Genomic DNA, 18805 nt, shown 5'->3' on the forward strand with positions numbered 1-18805 from the left:
CCTCGGTATGTAACCGTGCAAAAAGTCAAAAGGCCTCGGCTCGGGCGGTCCCGCCCGAGGCCGAAACGGCGACGCCGGAGCGGTCGTTCGACCGTTCCGGCGTGATTCGGGGTCGACCCGAAGGCGATCTGCGTCCGGCAGATCGCCACGTTGTCCTTGCCACGTTGTCGTCCAAGGGGATCGTCACCACTGCACGTTGCGGGCAACGTCCGCCGGCAGGATCGCCAGCAGCCACTCGGATACCACCTGGAAGTGCGGTATCAGCATGGATGCCTGCCACCATTCTTCCTTCGGCAGGGCCGTGAACCCGCCCAGTAGCAGCAGTCCGGCGACGATCAACACGCCACGCAGCAGGCCGAAAACCATCCCGACCGATCGATCCGTGCCGGACAGGCCGGTCGTCTCGACCAGCTTCGAGATCGCCCAGTTGATGATTCCGCCCAGGATCAGCACCACCACGAACAGCGCCACGAAGGCGATCGCCACCCGCGCGGACGGAATGTCTACCGCCTCGGGCACCAGCACGGCGGCCGTCTGCGAAAACGCCAGCGCAATACCGAACGCCGCGATCCAGGTGATCAGCGAGACCACCTCCTTGACGAAGCCCCGTACCAGGGCAATCGCCGTCGAGATCAGGACGATTGCCAGCAGTATCCAGTCGACCATCGTCATGGCGTCCTCCCTGCCCGATCGATCACGCGTCCTTCCGCCCTGCTCACTTGGTCATCACCAGTCCGTCGCGGCCAATGCGCTGGCGCAGTCGTTCGGTGGCCTCGCCGGCCAGGTCACGCGTGGCATAAGGGCCGACGCGCACGCGCCAGACCGTGCCCTGCTCCGAGAACAGCGGCGTCACCGACACGTCGAAGCCGGACGACTCGACCGATTCGGCCAGTGCGCGCGCGTTCCGCTCGTCGGAGAAGCTGCCCAGCTGCACCACGTATTCGCCGCTGGCCGAACTCTCCGGAAGGTCGTCCGCCGACGAATCCTCATCCGCCTTATCGGCCTGGGCGGCAGCGGAGTCCTCGGCCGACTCGGATTCCGCGTCCTCGTCGCGCCGGGCCGGTTCCGGTGCCGACTCGACAACCGACACCTCATCGGCCGCCTGGCTCGCCGGTTCGACGGCTTCCCCCTCGGATTCGGGCATCATCTCCTCGGGCGTCGATGCCGCGGCTTCTTCGCTTTCCTCCACGGATTCGCCGCCCGACCGGGCCGCGTCCGAGCCGGACGCCTCGCGGGCCTCGATCGGTGTCTGATCGGGGAACAGCGAGGTGGGCGGGTTTTCGAGTGGCTCGCCCGTCTCGCCGGGCGGCTGCGGCACCTCGATGCGCTCGACGCCTTCGACCTCGGGCTTTTCCGGGGCGGTCTGCACCCGGAGGCTGTCGATACCACTGCCATCGAGCCACAACGGCAACAGCAGCACGGCCAGCGCCACCACCACCGAGGCGCCCACCAATCGTTGGCGGAAACGCGACTCGGTCCAGCTTGATTCGGTTTGCTCTGCCACGGCGTCCTCTTTGCCTCGTTGCGACGGGGGCGCTTCAATGCCCGGCATTGTCTCGCGTATCGAGTCGCGCCCGCAATGGACCGACCACGTGGAACGAACCGAACACCACGATCTCGTCGATCTCGCGGGCCTCGGCAAGCGCCGCATTATACGCACCCGACAGGTCGGCTTCACGGTTGACCCGGTCCGCGCCGGCCTTCGCCAGCGCCGACTCGATCCGACCAATCCCGGCCGCCCGCGGTTCCGCAAGCGGGGCGATCCACCAGGCATCGAAACAGTCGGCCAATACCTGGACCACTGCCTCGATCGGCTTGTCATCCAGGGCCGAAAACACCGCCAGACGCCGGCCGGCGGGCTTGGCCTCCAACGCCGCGGCGAGTGTGCGGGCCGCCTCGACATTATGGGCCACGTCAAAGATCACCGTCCGCCCGCGGTCGACGAATCGCTCCAGCCGACCGGCCAGGCGGACCGTTTCCAGCCCCTGCCGGACGGCCTCATCCGGGATGGCAAGCGGACTGCGCGGGTGTTGCAACAACGCAACGACGCCCGCGGCGTTATTCCACTGGTGCCGCCCGACAAGCGCCGGTCGTGGCAGGCAGATGATCCGATCGCCGCGGACCAGGCCGAAGACCGGCTGTCCGACGTGATCCGGGGTCGGGCAATCGGCAGAGACACTGAAATCCGCGCCGAGCGACAGCATGTCCGCACCGAGACGCGCGGCGGACACGGCCACCGAATCGACCGGGTCGGGATCGACATACACCGCCGGCTGGCCGGCGCGCAGAATGCCGGCCTTCTCGGCGCCGATGGCCTCACGCCCTTCGCCCAGCCAATCCTGGTGATCAAGCCCGATGGCGGTGATCAGGGCGAGATCGGCATCCAGGGCATTGACCGCGTCCAGCCGACCACCCAGGCCGACCTCGAGCACCCAGACGTCGACGCCCGCCTCGGCAAACACCAGAAACGCCGCCACCGTCAGCCACTCGAAATAGGTCAAGGCGTCGCTGTCGGGGTGGCGCTCGATGCGTTCGAATGCGCGAACCAGGGCGTGCGCATCGACCATCTCGCCGTCAATCAGAAAGCGCTCGCGCACGTCGACCAGGTGCGGCGAGGTGTAGCTGCCCACTCGATAGCGCGCCGCGCGACAGATGGCCGATGCCATCATCACGCTCGATCCCTTGCCGTTGGTGCCGGCCACGGTGATCACGCAGGCGGCCGGACGGTCACCCAGCAGGTCACGCGTGAGGCGCCGGCAACGCTCGACCCCCGGTTCGATCCGGTTGGGATCGCGCTCGAGCAACGCCTCGAGCCAGGCATCGACCGAACGGCTCACGACATCCGACCCCGGCAGGTGACTGTCAGGACTGGCAGAACGGTGCGCCTGGTCACGAGGCGGCGGTGGCACGCTCGCGGGGCAGGTCCTTTTTCTGCAGGTTGGCCACCAACAGGGCGACGGTCTGCGGCAGCTCGTCGCGGGGCACGATCATGTCGATCGCGCCGTGCTCGAGCAGGAATTCGCTGCGCTGGAAGCCCTCGGGGAGGGTCTCGCGGACGGTCTGTTCGATCACGCGTGGACCGGCAAAGCCGATCAGCGCATTGGGTTCGGCGATCTGCACGTCGCCGAGCATGGCAAGCGAGGCCGAGACGCCGCCCATGGTCGGGTCGGTCAGCACCACGATGAACGGCAGCTGCTTTTTCGACAGGCGGGTCAGCGCCGCCGAGGTCTTGGCCATCTGCATCAGCGAGAACAGCGCTTCCTGCATGCGCGCCCCGCCCGAGGCGGTGAACACCACCAGGGCGCAGCGGTTCTGGATCGCCGCCTCGACGGCGCGGACGAACTTCTCGCCGACCACCGAGCCCATCGAGCCGCCCATGAAGGCGAAGTTGAACGCCGTGGCGATCACCGGCACGCCATTGGTGCTGCCGCGCATGACCACCAGCGCATCCTTCTCGCCGGTCTTCTTCTGGCTCGCGCTGATGCGGTCGCGGTATTTCTTCTGGTCGCGGAACTTGAGCATGTCCACCGGTGAGATGTCGGCGAACAACTCCTCACGACCGGTTTCGTCGAGAAACGCATCCAGACGGGCGCGCACAGCGATGCGCATGTGGTGTCCACACTTGGGGCACACCTCGAGGTTGCGTCGCAGCTCCTCGCGGTAGAGCACGGCATCGCAGCCGTCGCACTTGACCCACAGGCCTTCCGGCACACCGCGCTTGCCGGTGCTTTCCGTTCGGATGCGTGATGGAATCAGTTTGTCCAGCCAGCTCATGCTCGAACTCTCCCAGGATGATGTCGTTCTCGGGCCGGCCCAACGCGATCCTCGCGGTGGAGCGACCGTAGGTGTGTGTCGTTAGTGGCGCGCCGTTTCCACGGCCGCGCGCAACTCGGCGAGAAAGCCGCGCACGGCCTCCAGCCCCTGGGCGTTCATGCCGCCGGCCGCCGAGGCCTGCTCGTGGATCAGGCGCACGATGGCGCTGCCGACGATGACGGCATCCGCCACCCGGCCGACCTGCCCGGCGGTCTCGGCGTCACGAATGCCGAACCCGACGCCCACCGGCAACGCGCAGGCCTCGCGCACGCCCTCGACCTGCGAGGCGAGCGCATCGGTGTCGAGGTTGGCCGCCCCGGTCACGCCCTTGAGCGAGACGTAGTAGACAAAGCCCGAGCCCTTGGTGGCCACCTCGCGGGTGCGCGCCGCGCTGGTGGTCGGCGCGAGCAGGAAAATCGGGGACATGCCGCGCTCGCCCAGCGCCGCGGAGAGCTCGTCGGCCTCTTCCGGCGGCAGGTCGACCGTCAGCACGCCGTCCACGCCGGCGGCGGCTGCCTTGTCGACGAACGCGGCCACGCCGATCGCCTCGATCGGGTTCTGGTAGCCCATCAGCACCACGGGCGTATGGCTATCGCGCTTGCGGAACTCGGCGACGAGATCGATCACGCCGCGCAGACCTAAGCCCGATTTGAGGGCACGCTCGTGCGCGGCCTGGATGACGGGCCCGTCGGCCATCGGATCGGAGAACGGCACGCCCACCTCGATGGCATCCGCCCCGCCCTCGACCATCGCGTGCATCAGTTCGACCGTCGCCTGCGCGTCCGGGTCACCGGCGGTGATGTAGGGAATCAGGGCGGCGCGGTTCTCGCCCTTGAGGCGTTCGAACAGGGAGGCCAGGCGGCCGGCGGGTTGCTTGGTCGTCTCGCTCACAGTTCGATCCCCTCGAGCTTGGCCACGGTGTTGATGTCCTTGTCGCCCCGACCGGACAGGTTGACCAGGATGCGCTGCCCGCCACGCGCCTCGGCCAGCAGGCGGGCGTGGGCAACGGCATGGGCCGACTCGATCGCCGGGATGATGCCCTCGCAGCGCATGGTGTCGTGGAAGGCCGCCATGGCCTGGTCGTCGGTGATCGCGGCGTACTGCACGCGACCGATGTCCTTGAGCCAGGAATGCTCGGGCCCGACGCCCGGGTAGTCGAGCCCGGCGGAGATCGAGTGCGTGCCGATGATCTGGCCGTTCTCGTCTTCCATCAGGTAGGTGCGGTTGCCGTGCAGCACGCCCGGACGACCGGCGGTCAGCGGGGCGGCGTGACGCCCCGTCTCGACGCCGTCACCGCCGGCCTCGGAGCCGTGCAGCTCGACCGACTCGTCGGCGAGGAAGGCGTGGAAGATGCCCATCGCGTTCGAGCCACCGCCGACGCAGGCGACCACCTGGTCCGGCAGTTCGCCGGTCTTCTCCAGCATCTGGGCGCGGGCCTCGCGGCCGATCACCGACTGGAAGTCGCGCACCATCTGCGGGTACGGGTGCGGGCCGGCCACGGTGCCGATAATGTAGAAGGTGTCGTCAACGTTGGTCACCCAGTCGCGCATCGCCTCGTTAAGGGCGTCCTTGAGCGTGCGGGTACCGGAATCGACCGGCACCACCTTCGCGCCCAACAGCCGCATGCGAAACACGTTCGGCGCCTGGCGCTGGATGTCGTCGGCGCCCATGTAGACCACGCACTCGATACCGAGGCGCGCAGCCACGGTCGCCGTGGCCACGCCGTGCTGGCCGGCGCCGGTCTCGGCGATGATGCGGGTCTTGCCCATGCGTTTGGCCAGCAGGGCCTGGCCGAGGGCGTTGTTGATCTTGTGCGCGCCGGTGTGGTTGAGGTCCTCGCGCTTGAGCCAGATCTCGGCGCCGTAGAGCTCGGACAGGCGCTTGGCGTGGTAGAGCGCGGTGGGACGACCGACGTAGTCGCGCAGGTCCGACTCGAACTCCTCGATGAAGCCGGGGTCGTTGCGGTATTTCTCGTAGGCGGCGGTCAGCTCCTCGATCGGCTCCATCAGGGTCTCGGCCACGTAACGGCCCCCGTAATCCCCGAAGCGACCGCGCTGGTCCGGGAAGCTCGCGTAATCGACCGGCGCGCCAGTCGCCTTAACGTTGGTTTCGGGCATGACCCACCCCTCGCATGAATGCATGAATTTTGTCGGCCGACTTGATGCCCGGCGCCTCTTCTACCCCACTGGAGACGTCCACGGCGTAAGGCGACAGCGTGTCGATTGCGTCGGTCACGTTCTCCGGCGACAGCCCGCCCGCCAGGATCCAGGGACGGCGGTCGCGTCCGTTGTCCCGCGGCCAACGGTTCCAGTCGAAGGGGTGACCGGTCCCGCCCAGGCCGCTGACCGCGTGGCTGTCGATCAGGAATCCGCGGGCCGTGTGATGCTCCTGCCGGACCCGCTGGCGCGCCTCGTCGTCCAGCTCGGCGCTGACCGCCTTGATGTAGGGACGGCCGAACTGCCGGCAGAAGCGCCCCGTCTCGCTGCCGTGAAACTGCAGCAGATCCGGACCGACCTGATCGATGACCGTTTCGACCCAGTCCACGCTCGGGTCGGAGAACAGGGCGACCGTCTGCACGAAGGCCGGCACCCGGGCAACCAGATCGCGCGCCGTCTCGACGCGGATCGAGCGCCGGCTGGCCGGCACGAACACGAAGCCCAACGCGTCGGCCCCGGCGGCAACCGCGGCCTCCACATCGGCCAGCCGCGTGATTCCGCAGATCTTTACCCGTGTGCGGCTGTTGTCCACCGGATTCTCGGCCCTCGTGAAAAAGAGAAGTACAAAACAATGTGGGCCGCGGATTCTAGCAGGATTCCCGGGGCCTCTCGACTCCCGGGGCAGGCCACCACGGATCGCGGGGTCCGCGGCCGAGTACGTCGTGTCGGCCCCCCTGACCGCGACCCGCCCCAGCCCATCTGCCGTAACTCAGCCCATCTGCTCGAACAGCGGCCGGCGCGGCTGGGTCGGCAGGCCAACGGGTTCCGGGTACTCGACCCCGGTGAGGTACAGACCATCCGCGGGGGCGGTAATTCCCGCCGCCTCGCGCTGGCAGGCGGCAAGCGCCTCGCTGATCCAGTCGACCGGCCGCTCGCCGCTGCCTACCGCGAACAGGCTGCCGACGATGTTCCTCACCATGTGATGCAGGAAGGCGTTGGCCCGCACGTCGATGAACAGGTACTCGCCCTGTCGGGTGATCTCGATGCGTTCGACCGTCCGCACCGGGGAATGGGCCTGGCAATCCTTGCCGCGGAAGCTGGAGAAATCGTGCTCGCCGACCAGCCGATCGGCGGCCGCCTGCATCCGCGCCTCGTCCAAGGGGCGGTACCACCAGCTCAAGCGCCCCGCGGCGATCGCCGGCCGCGTCGATCGGTTGATCAGGCAGTAGCGATACTCGCGGGCGGTGGCGGAGAAACGGGCGTGGAAGGTCTCGTCGACCTCTCGGACCCACAGGGCAGTGATGTCGCGCGGCAGGTGCTGCATCGTGCCCATCTGCCAGCCGTAGAGCGGCCGTTCGACCTCGACATCGAAATGGATCACTTGGCCCGTGGCATGCACGCCACGGTCGGTGCGCCCGGCACAGACCACCTCGACCGGCCCGTCAGCCACGCGGCTGATCGCCCGCTCGACGCGCTCCTGCACGGAGTCGCTGTGAGACTGACGTTGCCAACCGTGGTACCGCCCGCCGTCGTACTCGATGCCCATGGCCAATCGCATGCCCGCTCCCCTCGAATTGCCCGTCGAATTGCCCGTTGCGCAGACCCGCCCGTCCGGTCGGGAGGCGCGATGATACCGGGAAAGGCCGCGTACACCCACGGGGCGGCCAGGCACCCACCGACTCGATGGTTAATAAGTATCTCGCAACGTACTGATGTAGCGGGCAGTTCCGGGAGCGCGTGCTAGCATCCATCCGAAAGGGATGACCAACGCGGGTTTCATATATTAGAGTTTACTGATATAGTCCGCGCTCACCGGGAGGGACCGGCGGTGCCAAGGCGCGCCCGACTGAATCGGGACGCCCCTTGCCCGTCCACGCCGACCGGGATCGCGAACGATGTCTCCGGACTCTCCGCAACCGTTTTTCAAGGACACGCAGCATGGCGCGCAGCAATCACCCCCGGCTTTCATCGAAGGTTTCCTCGGGCGACGACGGCGTCTCGACCGCTCGCCTACCCGGACCGCGGCTGCTCCCGACGGTCATCGCGCTGGCCCTGACCCTCGGCGGACAGGCGATGACCAGCCAGGCGCTGGCCGTCGAGACCGAGGCGGTCGACTTTACTGCCGAGACCCCGGCAGGCGACAGCCGGCAGGCACTCACCCTGCCGTTCAACGAGGCGGTCGAGCGCACGCTCAACCAGAACGCGGCCGTGGATCTCTCCCAGGCCCGCATCGCCGAGGCCCGTGCCGCGATCGAACAGGCAAACGGCAACCTCCTGCCCACGCTTGACCTGTCGTTCGGCGTGATGGGCTCGAACAACCCGCTCAATGTCTTCGGCATGAAGCTGCAGCAGGAGCAGGCGAACTTCAACGACTTCGGCGCCGGGGAGTTTTTCCAAACCTACGCGAACGACCCGGCCAATCTCCCTGCGGCCCTGGAAACCGAGCCGGACAATCTCAACGACCCCGGCTGGCACCACAACTTCCAGACCTCGCTGAAGCTCTCCATCCCGATCTACAACGGCGGCAAGATCCGGGAGATGCGCACCCAGGCCCAGGCCCTGCTGCAGGCGGCGCAATCGGGCGACGAGGCCGCGCGCCAGCAGCTGGTCCTGCACACCGTCGAGGCCTACGCGGGCATCAACACCGCCGAGGCCTTCGTCGAGGTCGCCAGCCAGGCGCGCGAGGCGGCCAGGTCCTTCCGGGATCTCTCGCAGAAGCTCTACGACGAGGGCGTGGTCACCAAGGCCGATCTGCTCAAGGCCAAGGTCAACCTCGGCGAGCGCGAGCTCGACGTCGAGAACGCCCGCAACCAGGCGGCCAACGCCGCCGACGGGCTCAAGGTACTCACCGGCATCGACACCGGCCGCGACATCGATCTCAACGAGGCGATCGACGTCGCCCTGCCCGAGACCACCCTCGAGGAGGCCCGGCAGCTCGCGCTGTCGAACAACCCGCGCATCCAGGCCCTGCGTGGCCGCATCGCCGCGGCGCGCGCCGAGGTCGACGTGGCCCGCGCCGATTACAAGCCGCAGTTCAACCTGATGGCGCAACAGGACTTCAACGACGACACGGTCGGCCTGCGCAACGACAGCTACACCGTCGGCGGCGTGCTGACCTGGCGGGTGTTCGACTTCGGCGCCCGCTCCGGCAAGGTCGACCGCGCCCGGGCGAAGGTCGACGCCAGCCTGGCCGAGCGCCAGCAGGCCCTCGACAAGCTGATCGGCCAGGTCGGCAAGGTCTGGCGCGAGGCCAACATGGCCGAAAAGCGCGTCGAGGTGCGTCGCCTGGCCATCAGCCAGAGCGAGGAGGCCGTGCGTCTCGAGACCCTGCGCTACCAGCAGGGCCTGGCGACCATGACCGAACTGCTCGCCGCGCAGACCGAACTCGACAACGCGCGGGCCGAGCTGATCCGCGCGCGCTTCCAGCGCACCATGCAGCGCGCCGCCCTGTGGCTGGCGCTGGGCGAACTCGGACCCGAGCGGGTCGAATCTGTGCGCGCCAACGGCGTCGAGGCCGCGCTCGACACCTCCGAATCCTGAACGGCCGCCCTGCCCGGCCGCGGTACCCATTGCGATCCAACCAACGAGATCCATCGATGATGCAGCACGCGACACACCCGCTCCTTTCCCAGGTCACGGACCAGCGGCTCGCCCGCCGACTGGTTGTTCCCCTGCTCGCCGGCCTCATGCTGGCAGGCTGCGGCGGTGAACCGACCGAGCAGCCGTCGGCGAATGCCGGCGCCGAGGTCCAGGCCGACTGGATCACGGTCGATGCCGGCGAGGTCGACGACACCGCGCTGTTCCCCGGCACGGTGATCGCGAGCGACCAGTCGCCGATCGCCTCGCGGATGATGGGCTACGTCCGCGAGATCAACGTCCGCGAGGGCGAGACCGTCGAGAAAGACCAGCCGTTGCTCACCATCGACCAGAGCGACGTCGACAGCCAGATTCGCCAGGCCGAGGCGGCGCTGGCCAAGGCGCGTTCCGGGCTGGCCAACGCGCGCAGCAACTACGAGCGGTTCCAGCGCCTCTACGAGGAAAACGCCGTACCCAAGCAGCAGTTCGAGCAGATGCGCACCGCCTACGAGGTCGCCCAGGGCGATTTCAACGCCGCCCAGGCTGCCGTCGAGCAGGCGCGCTCGCAGGTCAACTACGCCCAGATCCGCGCCCCGTTTGCCGGCACCATCGTCCAGCGCATGGTCGATCCGGGCCAGCTCGCCACACCGGGCCAGCCGCTCCTGATGCTGATGGGCAGCGGCGATCGCGAAGTGCAGGTCGAGGTGGACGACCAGGCCTACGCGCGGCTGGACGAAGGCGACAGCCTCGAGGTCAGCTACCGCGATGCCGACGGCAACCCGGCCAGCTTCACCGCCGAGGTGCTGCGGCTGGTGTCGGCCGCCGACCCAATCACCCGCACCCACACGGTCAAGCTGAGCGTGCCGGCCGAACTGTCGCTCACGCCGGGCAACTTCGTCACCGTCAGCGTGGTGCTCGACCAGAAGGCGGCGATCCTGGTGCCGGCGGGGGCCGTTCACGATCGTGGCGGCATGCAGGGCGTGTTCGTGCTCGATGACGAGGACCGTGCCCGGTTCCGCCTCGTGCGCGTCGGCCAGGAACGCGGTGACCAGGTCGTCGTGCTGGCCGGCCTGCGTGACGGTGACCGCGTGATCACCGAGGCCGAGGGGCGACTCGCCAACGGGGTGCGCGTCGTGTCGGGCAACGCAGCCGAGGGTGATGCATCGTCATGAGCCAGACGACCAACACCAAGGATCCTAAGCTGAACCTCGCCGGCCGACTGGCCAACAGCTTTCTCTACTCGAAGATCACCGCGCTGATCATGATCGCCATCACCCTGTTCGGGCTGATGGCGGTGCTGATCACCCCGCGCCTGTACAACCCGGAGATCGTGGTGCCGGGCGCGCAGATCTTCGTCCAGCGGCCCGGGAATGACGCCGCCCAGATCGAGGACCAGGTGGTCAAGCCGCTCGAGGCCTTGATGGCCCGTCTCAAAGGCGTCGAGCACACCTACGGCGTGGCCATGGACGATTTCGGCATGGTCACCGTGCAGTTCGAGGTGGGTAGCGACGAGGAGGCGAGCCTGCTACGCCTGTACAACGAGATCTCGCGCAACCTCGACCGTCTGCCGCCCAACACCAGCATGCCGCTGGTCAAGAGCATCGGCATCACCGACGTGCCGATCATGAGCCTGACCCTGAGCTCCGAGGCGCTCGACAGCACCCAGCTGCGCGAGGTCGGCCAGCGCCTGCTCGAGCAGGTGCAGAACGTGCCCGAGGTGGGCGCCAGCGAGGTGATCGGCGGTCATCGCCGCGTACTCGCCATCGATGTGGACCCGCAGCGCCTCGCCGCGACCGGCGTGCCGATGAGCCGGCTGAGCGAGATGCTTCAGGGCGCGAACGTCGTGTTGCCGGGCGGTGCCCTGACCAACGACAACCAGGAAATCCGCCTGCGGACCGATGCGGCCTTCACCGGCCCCGAGGACCTCGAGAACCTGGTCATCGGTCAGCACGAGCAGCGACCGATCTACCTCGCCCAGGTCGCGGACATCACCTACACCCCCGAGGAAAACGACCAGTACACCACCCACGCCTTCGGCCCGGCCAACACCCTGGGCAAAGCCGCGGGCGACCCCACCGCGGCGGTCACCGTGACGGTGGGCAAGCGCGCCGGGGCCAACGCGGTCACCGTGGCCGCGGCGGTCAAGGAGAAGCTCGAGATCATCGAGCGCGAGCTCCTGCCCGAGCAGGTCGATCTCACCATCACCCGCGACTACGGCGATCGGGCCGACGACGCGGTCAACACCCTGATCGAACACCTGGGCGTCGCCGTGCTGGTGGTGCTGATCATCCTGTTCTTCTTCCTCGGCTGGCGCGAGGCGCTGATCGTCACCCTGACCGTGCCGCTGACACTGTTCGTGGTGCTGGGCGTGGGCTGGATCTTCGGCCAGACGATCAACCGCATCTCGCTGTTCGGCCTGATCCTGTCACTGGGCCTGCTGGTGGACGCCGCGATCGTCGTGATCGAGAACATCCACCGCCACCTGCACGAGGGCAAGGAACCGTCGTTCGCCGATCTACTCGTGCGGGCGACCAACGAGGTCGGCAACCCGACCAACATCGCCACCCTGGCCGTCATCCTCGCCTTCGTGCCGATGGCGTTCGTGTCGGGGATGATGGGGCCGTTCATGCTTCCCATCCCGATCAACGTCTCGGTGGCGATGATCGCCTCGCTGATCCTGGCCTACATCATCGTGCCCTGGACGGCCTACCGCTGGCTGGGCTCGAAGGCACGCAAGGCGCTGGCGAAACGCGACACCCTCGAGGGCGACCCGCACCACGAGGACTGGCTGATGCGCAACTACAAGCGCGTCGCCAAGCCGCTGCTGGGCTCGCGGGGCTTCTCGCTCGCCTTCCTCCTGCTCGTGCTGGGCCTGATGATCGCCTCGATGCTGATGCCGGCCTGGCAGTTCGTGCGCGACTCGGGTATGAACGGCCCGCTCTCCCCGGCGGGCGTCAGCCTGAAGATGCTGCCCGAGGGCAACGTCGACACCTTCCTGCTCGAGGTCAACACGCCCGAGGGCACGGCGGTCGAGCGCACCTCGCTGGTGGCCGACGCCGTGGGCCGCGTCGTCTCGCAGAATCGCTACGTGACCGACTACCAGACCTACGTCGGCCGCACCGGGCCGCTGACCTTCGCCGGCATGGTACGCGGCGACATGATGCGCCAGGCGCCCAACATGGCACAGATCCGCGTCAACCTGGTCGACCGGCATCACCGCCCGGTGACCAGCGAGGTCGCCATGGAGATGTGGGAGCAGCTCGAGTCCGTGCGCGAGCGGCACGCGGATTCCGATATCAAGCTGTTCCTCACCCCGCCGGGCCCGCCCGTCCGCGCCCAGGTCCTCGCCCGCATCCACGGGCCGGACTACGAGACGCTGCGCGAGATCGCCACCCAGGTGCGCGGTCGTTTCGAGGACGTCTACGGCATGATCAACGTCGACGACTCGATCACCGCCGATGCGCCGGAGTACCGCATCGAGGTCAACCAGACCAAGGCACTGCAGTCGGGCATCGCCCCGGCGCAGATCGCCAAGGTGGTTCACGAGTACGTCAACGGCCAGACCCTGGGCACCGTGCACGACACCGACACCTCGGAGCCGGTCAACATCGTGTTGCGCCTCGACCAGGCCAACCGCGCCTGGATCCGCCAGATCCGCGACCTGACCGTCACCAACCCCGAGGGCAAGGCGGTCAAGATCGGCAACCTGGTCGACATCCGCGAGGGCACGGTCACCAAGCCGATCATGGACCGCGACCAACACCCGGTGGTCTTCGTCCAGGGTGACCTGTTGGGCTCGAGCCCGGTCTACGCCACGCTGACGCTCAACAAGTGGCTCAACGAGATGGAGCTCGACGGCAACGTCGAGATCAGCACCGGCAACCTCGGCTTCGTCGACAGCCAGCCGGACGACCTGGAGGGCTACCAGGTGCTCTGGGGCGGTGACATGCGGCTCACGCTGGACGTGTTCCGCGACCTGGGGGCGGCCTTCATCGTCGCACTGGTGTTCATCTACCTGCTGCTGGTTGCCTACTACCAGTCGTTCATGCTGCCGGTGATCGTCATGGGCGCGATTCCGCTCACCCTGGTGGGCATCTTCCCGGGCCACTGGCTGTTCGACATGCCGTTCAACGCCACCTCGATGATCGGCTTCATCGCGCTGGCCGGCATCGTGGTACGCAACTCGCTGCTGCTGATCGACTTCATCCTCGATTACCGCCAGCAGGGTTACGGCCTGAAGGAGTCCGTGCTCGAGGCCGGCGCGGTGCGCTTCCGCCCGATCCTGCTCACCGCGCTGGCGATCATGTTCGGCTCGGCGATCATGATCACCGACCCGGTCTTCGGCGGGCTGGCCGTCTCGCTGATCTTCGGCACCTTCGCCTCGACCATGCTGACGCTGCTGGTGATCCCGATCATGTACTACTTCTGGCAGCTCGATCAGCAGATCAAGACCGAGAAGAAGGCAACGAAAGCCAAGGCGACCTGACCAATCAGCTCACGGCATGAACCGCGACCCGCCGATCCGGCCGGTCGCGGTTTTTTTTGTCTACGCTTGGGCTCCCGTGACCCCTCAGGACAAACCGATCCATGGCCGAACACCCGCTGACACCTATTCACGCCGACCTGTTCGAGCGTGCCGTCGTCGACACCAGCGCCCTGCCCTGGGTGCCATCCCCGGAGCCGACCGTCGAGCGCAAGCTGATCGAACGCGAGGGCGGTGACGGCACGCGGGCGACCAGCCTGGTGCGCTTCGCACCCGGGGCGAGCTTCCCCGAACACGTCCATCACGGTGGCGAGGAATTCCTGGTGCTGGAGGGCGCGTTCTGCGACGAGACCGGCTGCTTTCCCGCGGGTCACTACGTGCGCAACCCGCCCGGCTCACGACATTGTCCGAGCGCCCCGGACGGCTGCGTGATCCTGGTGAAACTGCATCACCTCGACCCGCGCGAGACCGAGCAGATCGTCGTGGACACGACGACCACCCAATGGCAACCGGGCCTGGTGGAGGGACTCGAGGTCATGCCGCTAGGTGGGTTCGAGGGCGAGCACACGGCCATGGTGCGCTGGGCGCCGGGCACGCGCTTCAAGCCGCACCACCATTTCGGCGGGGAGGAGATCTTCGTCGTGGAGGGCACGTTTGCCGACGAGTATGGCCGCTATCCGGCCGGCACCTGGCTGCGCAATCCGCACTGGAGCCTGCACCAGCCCTACTCGGAGACCGGCTGCACCATCTGGGTGAAGACCGGCCACCTGCCCATCCCGGACTCGTGGTACGTGGAGACCCGAGGCACCCAGTCGCCCCCGTAGTTTAGCTACCGGGTGGCAACCACGCTCGCCGCCAGTGTCGCTCCCTGGGCAGCCAGGCGTCCGATCAGCCCGTCGACCAGTGACTGGGCACCCCGGGCATAGGCCTCGGCGTTGTTCCTCTCGAGTTCGACCGTCTCGTTGAAGATCATCGCCTCGACCAGCTGACGTTCGGCGGCCCGGTACCAGCTGCAGGCCACCTTCATCTGGACCTCGCCGGAGGGGTTGAGCCCCGCGTTCGGCTCGAGCCGGTGCTCCAGGCGCTGGATTTCGCAATAGAGGCTCAGGTCCGCCGGCACGCGTGCGCCGCCCCGCACCACCGTCTTGACCCAGGACTGACTGGAAAGGGACTCGTCGATGATCTCGTTGAGCATCACCGCCGGCGGGCTCGCCCAGCGGTTGTCGCGGTAATACGCCAGTGACTGGCGATCACGGCTGTAGGCCATGTCTCGGCGGTCGATGGCACTCGCCGCGCGGGTCTCGACCAGCCGCACGATCACCGACCCGGCAGTCGTCGACGGGCGGCTCGATTCGGGCGCCACCAGGCGCCATTGCTGCGGCTCGCCGCCCCGCTCCGGCAACACGGCGCAGCCGCTTGCCAGCACGGCGATGCCCAACGCGAACAGCGCACGCACTGGACTCCATTTCATTGCGTTTTCAATCGGATACCGCATCTTTCTACCACTCGGGTTTCACGTTTACCCGCGATTAAGGGTTCGCCTCACCCGGTCCCGGCGCGCGTCGGTCACCACCGAACAGCGCCCGGGACGGGTCGTCGTCAAGCGTCGTGGTGAACTCGCTCAGGCGACGGGAGAGGTCGCGCAAATCGCGGATCAGCAGGCTCATGTCGGGTAGCGTCTGGCGCGAGATCTCGTCGGCCGCCCGTTCGCCCGCCTGGCTGAAGCCGACGGTGGCCTCGGCTGCCGTGGCCACGCGGTCGGCGGTCTGCTCGAAGGTATCCATGGTCCCCGACACCCGACCAATGGCCTGATCGAGCGAGTCCATGGTGCCCTCGGCCCGGGCAAGCAACCGCTCGCCACTCTCGGTCAGTTCGGCCGTGTTCTCGGCGGTACGTGAGGCGTTCTGCATCAGCGCACGCAGGGTCTCGCGTTCCTCGGCCAGCGTGCCGGTGATCTGGTCGAGGTTGGTCACCGTCCGTTCGATCGCCGCGAGGTTTTCCTCCCGCAGCAGGCGGTCGATGCGCTCGCTCACGGCCACCAGCCGCACCATGGTGTCGTTGAGCCCGCCCTCGAGCTTGGAGAACAGCGAGGGTTCGTAGGGAATCACCGGGCAGCAGGCATCCGGGGCGGCCGGGAGGTCCTGCTCGGCTGAACCGCCCTTCAGGTTGAGCACACTCAGGCCCGTGACGCCCTGCGGTTGCAGCTGGGCGCTGGTGTCCGCGCGAATCGGCACCGTCTGATCGATCAGCAGGCGAATGCGGATATTGTCCGGGTTGTTGCGGTCGATGCGAATCTCGTCGACGTAGCCGACGTCCACGCCGTGGTAGTAGACCCGGCTGTCGCTGTTCAGCCCGGAGACGCTGTCGGTCGCGTAGACGAGGTAGGGGCTGTACTGACGCGAGGACCCGCCGCTGTAAAGCCACCAGGCGGTAAGCAGCGAGGCGCCGAGCAGCAGCACGACGAACAACCCCACGATGCTGTAATTGACCTTCGATTCCATGACGTCGCCCTAGGTCCTCCCCGAGGTATGAGCGCTCCGACCGAGCTCGAGTTTCGCATACTCCGCCGACCGACTGCCGCGGAAATAGGCAACCAGTTCCGGCTCGTCCCGTTGCGCCAGCTCAACGGCCGGGGCGAAGGCCAGCACCCGCTTGCGGGCCAGGAACGCCACCGCGTCCGACCCCCGCCAGATCGAGTCGAGATCGTGCGTGGCCTGGATCACCGTCAGGCCCAGCGAATCGGTCAGCTCGCGCACCAGGGCGTCGAACCCGGCCGCGGCAATCGGATCGAGCCCGGAGGTCGGCTCGTCCAGTATCAACAGGCGGGGATCGAGGGCCAAGGCCCGCGCCAGCGCCGCGCGCTTGACCATGCCGCCGGAGAGCTCGGCCGGATACTTGCTGGCGCTGTCCGCGGGCAGCCCGGCGAGCCGGACCTTGCTCATCGCCAGTTCCTCCAGCCAGTGCCCGCGCACCGCGGTGTGCTCGCGCAGCGGCAACATCACGTTTTCCAGCACCGTCAGGGCGGTGAACAGCGCGCCGCCCTGAAACAGCAGGCCGATGCGACGTCTCAAGCGACGTTGTGCGTCTTCCCCGGCCGCCAACGCATCCTCGCCAAACAGTTCCAGCCGACCGGCATCGGGGCGACGCAGCATCGACAGGGTGCGGAGCAGGACTGTCTTGCCGGTCCCCGAACCACCCACCAGGGCGATGATGCGCCCGGCCGGCAACTCGAGTTCCAGCCCCTCGTGCACGCACTCGTGACCGAAGCAGTTGCGGATGCCGGACAGGCGAGCGACCGGCGATACGGTCGCCTCGCTCGTGATGTGGTCGAGATCCCCCATCATCGCCTCAGTACCCCATCAGGTTGAACAGCACGGAGAACCCGGCATCCAGCACGATCACCAGGAAGGTGGCCTGCACCACGCTGACGGTCGTGGCGCGACCCACGGCCAGGGCGCTGCCCGCGACCCGCATGCCCTGCATGCAGCCGATCAGGGCGATCGCGACGGCAAACACCGGCGTCTTGACCAGCCCCAGCATCAGGGTGGTCAGATCGACCACCTCGGGCAGTCGGTCGAAGTAGACCGAGAAACTCACTTCGAAGCGGTAGGCCGCAATCACCGCGCCGCCCAGCAGCCCCAGCAGGTTGGCGAACACCGTCAGCAGGGGCAGCACCACGATCAGGGCGACGATCTTGGGCAGGATCAGCATGTCGAACGGCGAGATGCCGATCGATCGCAGCGCGTCGATCTCCTCGGTGATCCGCATGGTGCCCAGCTGGGCGGTATAGGACGAGCCGGTCCGCCCCGCGACGATGATGGCGGTCAGAAGCGGCCCCATCTCGCGCAGCGTGATGATGGCGACCAGGTTGACGATCAGGATGTTGGCACCGAAATCGGCCAGGGTCGCGCCGGCCTGGTAGGCCATCACCATCCCCACCAGGAACGAGAGCAGACCGACGATGCCCAGCGCCCTGAGGCCGGCCGCCTCGATCTCGGCGACCACCTCGCGCCAACGGATGCGCCAGGGAAACGCCAGCAACCGGCCGCCTCGCACCACCAGCTCGCCGACGAAGGCGAGGAAGGCGTTGCCCTCGGTGAACTTGGCCACGGTGGCCCGACCGATCCTTGCCAGGATGCCCTCGCGCGGCGGCCGAGGCGTTTGTGGCGGCGGCAGGCGGGCCTTCACCAGCTCGACCAGGTTGCGCTGCCCGGCGGGCAGGGCCGTCAGATCCACGCGCGCCCCACCCTGTTCCAGATCGTCGATCAACCGCGCCAGCGCGAGCGCCCCGGCACTGTCCAGGGCCTCGATCGCGCCGTCCACCCGGATCGTCCCGTCGCCCTTGCCGCCTACCCCGGCGTCCCCGCCCAGCGACGGGCGGTGGGCGGTATCGATCGAATCGAGCGTCCAGTGCCCCGACAGCCGCAGGCATCGTTCCCCCTCGACGCCTGATTCCAGGGCGATGCGCGGCGGGGACATCCGGGACGATTGGTTAACTGGCATGGACCGGGGGATCTCGACGGCGTAAACGGAGGGAGTCGGCAGCAAATGGGCGAATCAACGCGAACGCTAGGGAAACTCTGCACGAATGCCATGCCACTCTGGCTTGGCGAGTCGTTCGTGATCAAGGCGCGATGTCTTGACGTGCCGGTGGCCACGCCAAGACATCGCAACGCGGCGCACGGGCGACTCGCCAAGGCGCGCTTCAGCAGTATGGCATTCGTGCAGAGTTGCCCTAGAGCGTAGGCGCAAACCGTCCCGCTCGTCCATCGGCGGC

The 18805-nt window shown here is 67.6% G+C and carries 16 protein-coding genes; 4 read left to right on the forward strand and 12 right to left on the reverse strand.

Annotation, left to right across the window (positions count from 1 at the left end):
* Positions 1-183 precede the first annotated feature (183 nt).
* The 8 genes from LV475_RS06475 to truA form a co-directional block, all read right to left on the reverse strand.
* Positions 184-672 carry a CvpA family protein gene (locus LV475_RS06475; protein ID WP_136866958.1) on the reverse strand — a complete coding sequence of 163 codons (489 nt, stop codon included), beginning with the start codon at positions 670-672 and terminating at the stop codon, positions 184-186.
* A 43-nt stretch (positions 673-715) separates the two neighbouring features.
* Positions 716-1504: an SPOR domain-containing protein gene (locus tag LV475_RS11140; protein WP_169303600.1), complete on the reverse strand. Its 789-nt coding sequence runs from the start codon at positions 1502-1504 to the stop codon at positions 716-718.
* 34 nt (positions 1505-1538) lie between these two features.
* Positions 1539-2837 (reverse strand): bifunctional folylpolyglutamate synthase/dihydrofolate synthase, encoded by a 1299-nt coding sequence (locus LV475_RS06485; protein ID WP_169303601.1) that lies wholly within the window; start codon positions 2835-2837, stop codon positions 1539-1541.
* Positions 2838-2889: 52 nt separating this feature from the next.
* Entirely contained in the window at positions 2890-3774 is an 885-nt protein-coding gene (gene accD / locus LV475_RS06490; protein ID WP_136866961.1) for an acetyl-CoA carboxylase, carboxyltransferase subunit beta, read from the reverse strand.
* Positions 3775-3855: 81 nt separating this feature from the next.
* Positions 3856-4704 (reverse strand): tryptophan synthase subunit alpha, encoded by an 849-nt coding sequence (gene trpA, locus LV475_RS06495; RefSeq protein WP_250105976.1) that lies wholly within the window; start codon positions 4702-4704, stop codon positions 3856-3858.
* Positions 4701-5930, reverse strand: a complete 1230-nt coding sequence (gene trpB, locus LV475_RS06500; protein WP_136866962.1) for a tryptophan synthase subunit beta — start codon at positions 5928-5930, stop codon at positions 4701-4703. Before trpB ends, trpA begins: the two co-directional genes overlap by 4 nt.
* On the reverse strand, positions 5911-6561 hold the full coding sequence (locus tag LV475_RS06505) for a phosphoribosylanthranilate isomerase (RefSeq protein ID WP_136866963.1): 651 nt from the start codon (positions 6559-6561) through the stop codon (positions 5911-5913). Before LV475_RS06505 ends, trpB begins: the two co-directional genes overlap by 20 nt.
* 177 nt (positions 6562-6738) lie before the next feature.
* The gene (gene truA, locus LV475_RS06510) at positions 6739-7527 is read right to left on the reverse strand and encodes a tRNA pseudouridine(38-40) synthase TruA (protein WP_136866964.1); all 789 of its coding nucleotides are present in this window, start codon (positions 7525-7527) and stop codon (positions 6739-6741) included.
* A 380-nt stretch (positions 7528-7907) separates the two neighbouring features.
* Between truA and LV475_RS06515 the strand changes: the two genes are divergently transcribed.
* The 4 genes from LV475_RS06515 to LV475_RS06530 all read left to right on the forward strand — a co-directional run bounded on the left by LV475_RS06515 (position 7908) and on the right by LV475_RS06530 (position 14852).
* Positions 7908-9509, forward strand: coding sequence for a TolC family protein (locus LV475_RS06515; RefSeq protein ID WP_250105977.1), 1602 nt, complete (start codon positions 7908-7910; stop codon positions 9507-9509).
* A gap of 59 nt (positions 9510-9568) precedes the next feature.
* A complete protein-coding gene (locus LV475_RS06520; RefSeq protein WP_169303602.1) occupies positions 9569-10717 on the forward strand; it encodes an efflux RND transporter periplasmic adaptor subunit in 1149 nt (382 codons plus the stop codon).
* On the forward strand, positions 10714-14031 hold the full coding sequence (locus LV475_RS06525; RefSeq protein WP_136866967.1) for an efflux RND transporter permease subunit: 3318 nt from the start codon (positions 10714-10716) through the stop codon (positions 14029-14031). Before LV475_RS06520 ends, LV475_RS06525 begins: the two co-directional genes overlap by 4 nt.
* Before the next feature lie 101 nt (positions 14032-14132).
* Complete coding sequence (locus LV475_RS06530) at positions 14133-14852, forward strand: cupin domain-containing protein (protein ID WP_136866968.1); 720 nt, start codon at positions 14133-14135, stop codon at positions 14850-14852.
* A 5-nt stretch (positions 14853-14857) separates the two neighbouring features.
* On the opposite strand, the gene LV475_RS06535 is transcribed toward LV475_RS06530, so the two are convergent.
* The 4 genes from LV475_RS06535 to LV475_RS06550 are packed head-to-tail and all read right to left on the reverse strand — an operon-like array spanning position 14858 to position 18531.
* Positions 14858-15499, reverse strand: coding sequence for an ABC-type transport auxiliary lipoprotein family protein (locus LV475_RS06535; protein ID WP_169303603.1), 642 nt, complete (start codon positions 15497-15499; stop codon positions 14858-14860).
* A 58-nt stretch (positions 15500-15557) separates the two neighbouring features.
* Positions 15558-16529, reverse strand: coding sequence for an MlaD family protein (locus LV475_RS06540; protein WP_136866970.1), 972 nt, complete (start codon positions 16527-16529; stop codon positions 15558-15560).
* A gap of 9 nt (positions 16530-16538) precedes the next feature.
* Complete coding sequence (locus LV475_RS06545) at positions 16539-17369, reverse strand: ABC transporter ATP-binding protein (RefSeq protein WP_136866971.1); 831 nt, start codon at positions 17367-17369, stop codon at positions 16539-16541.
* 7 nt (positions 17370-17376) lie between these two features.
* Positions 17377-18531 carry an MlaE family ABC transporter permease gene (locus LV475_RS06550; RefSeq protein ID WP_211238800.1) on the reverse strand — a complete coding sequence of 385 codons (1155 nt, stop codon included), beginning with the start codon at positions 18529-18531 and terminating at the stop codon, positions 17377-17379.
* Between the last annotated feature and the right edge of the window lie 274 nt (positions 18532-18805).

This window comes from Guyparkeria hydrothermalis, assembly GCF_023555375.1.
GTDB lineage: Bacteria > Pseudomonadota > Gammaproteobacteria > Halothiobacillales > Halothiobacillaceae > Guyparkeria > Guyparkeria hydrothermalis.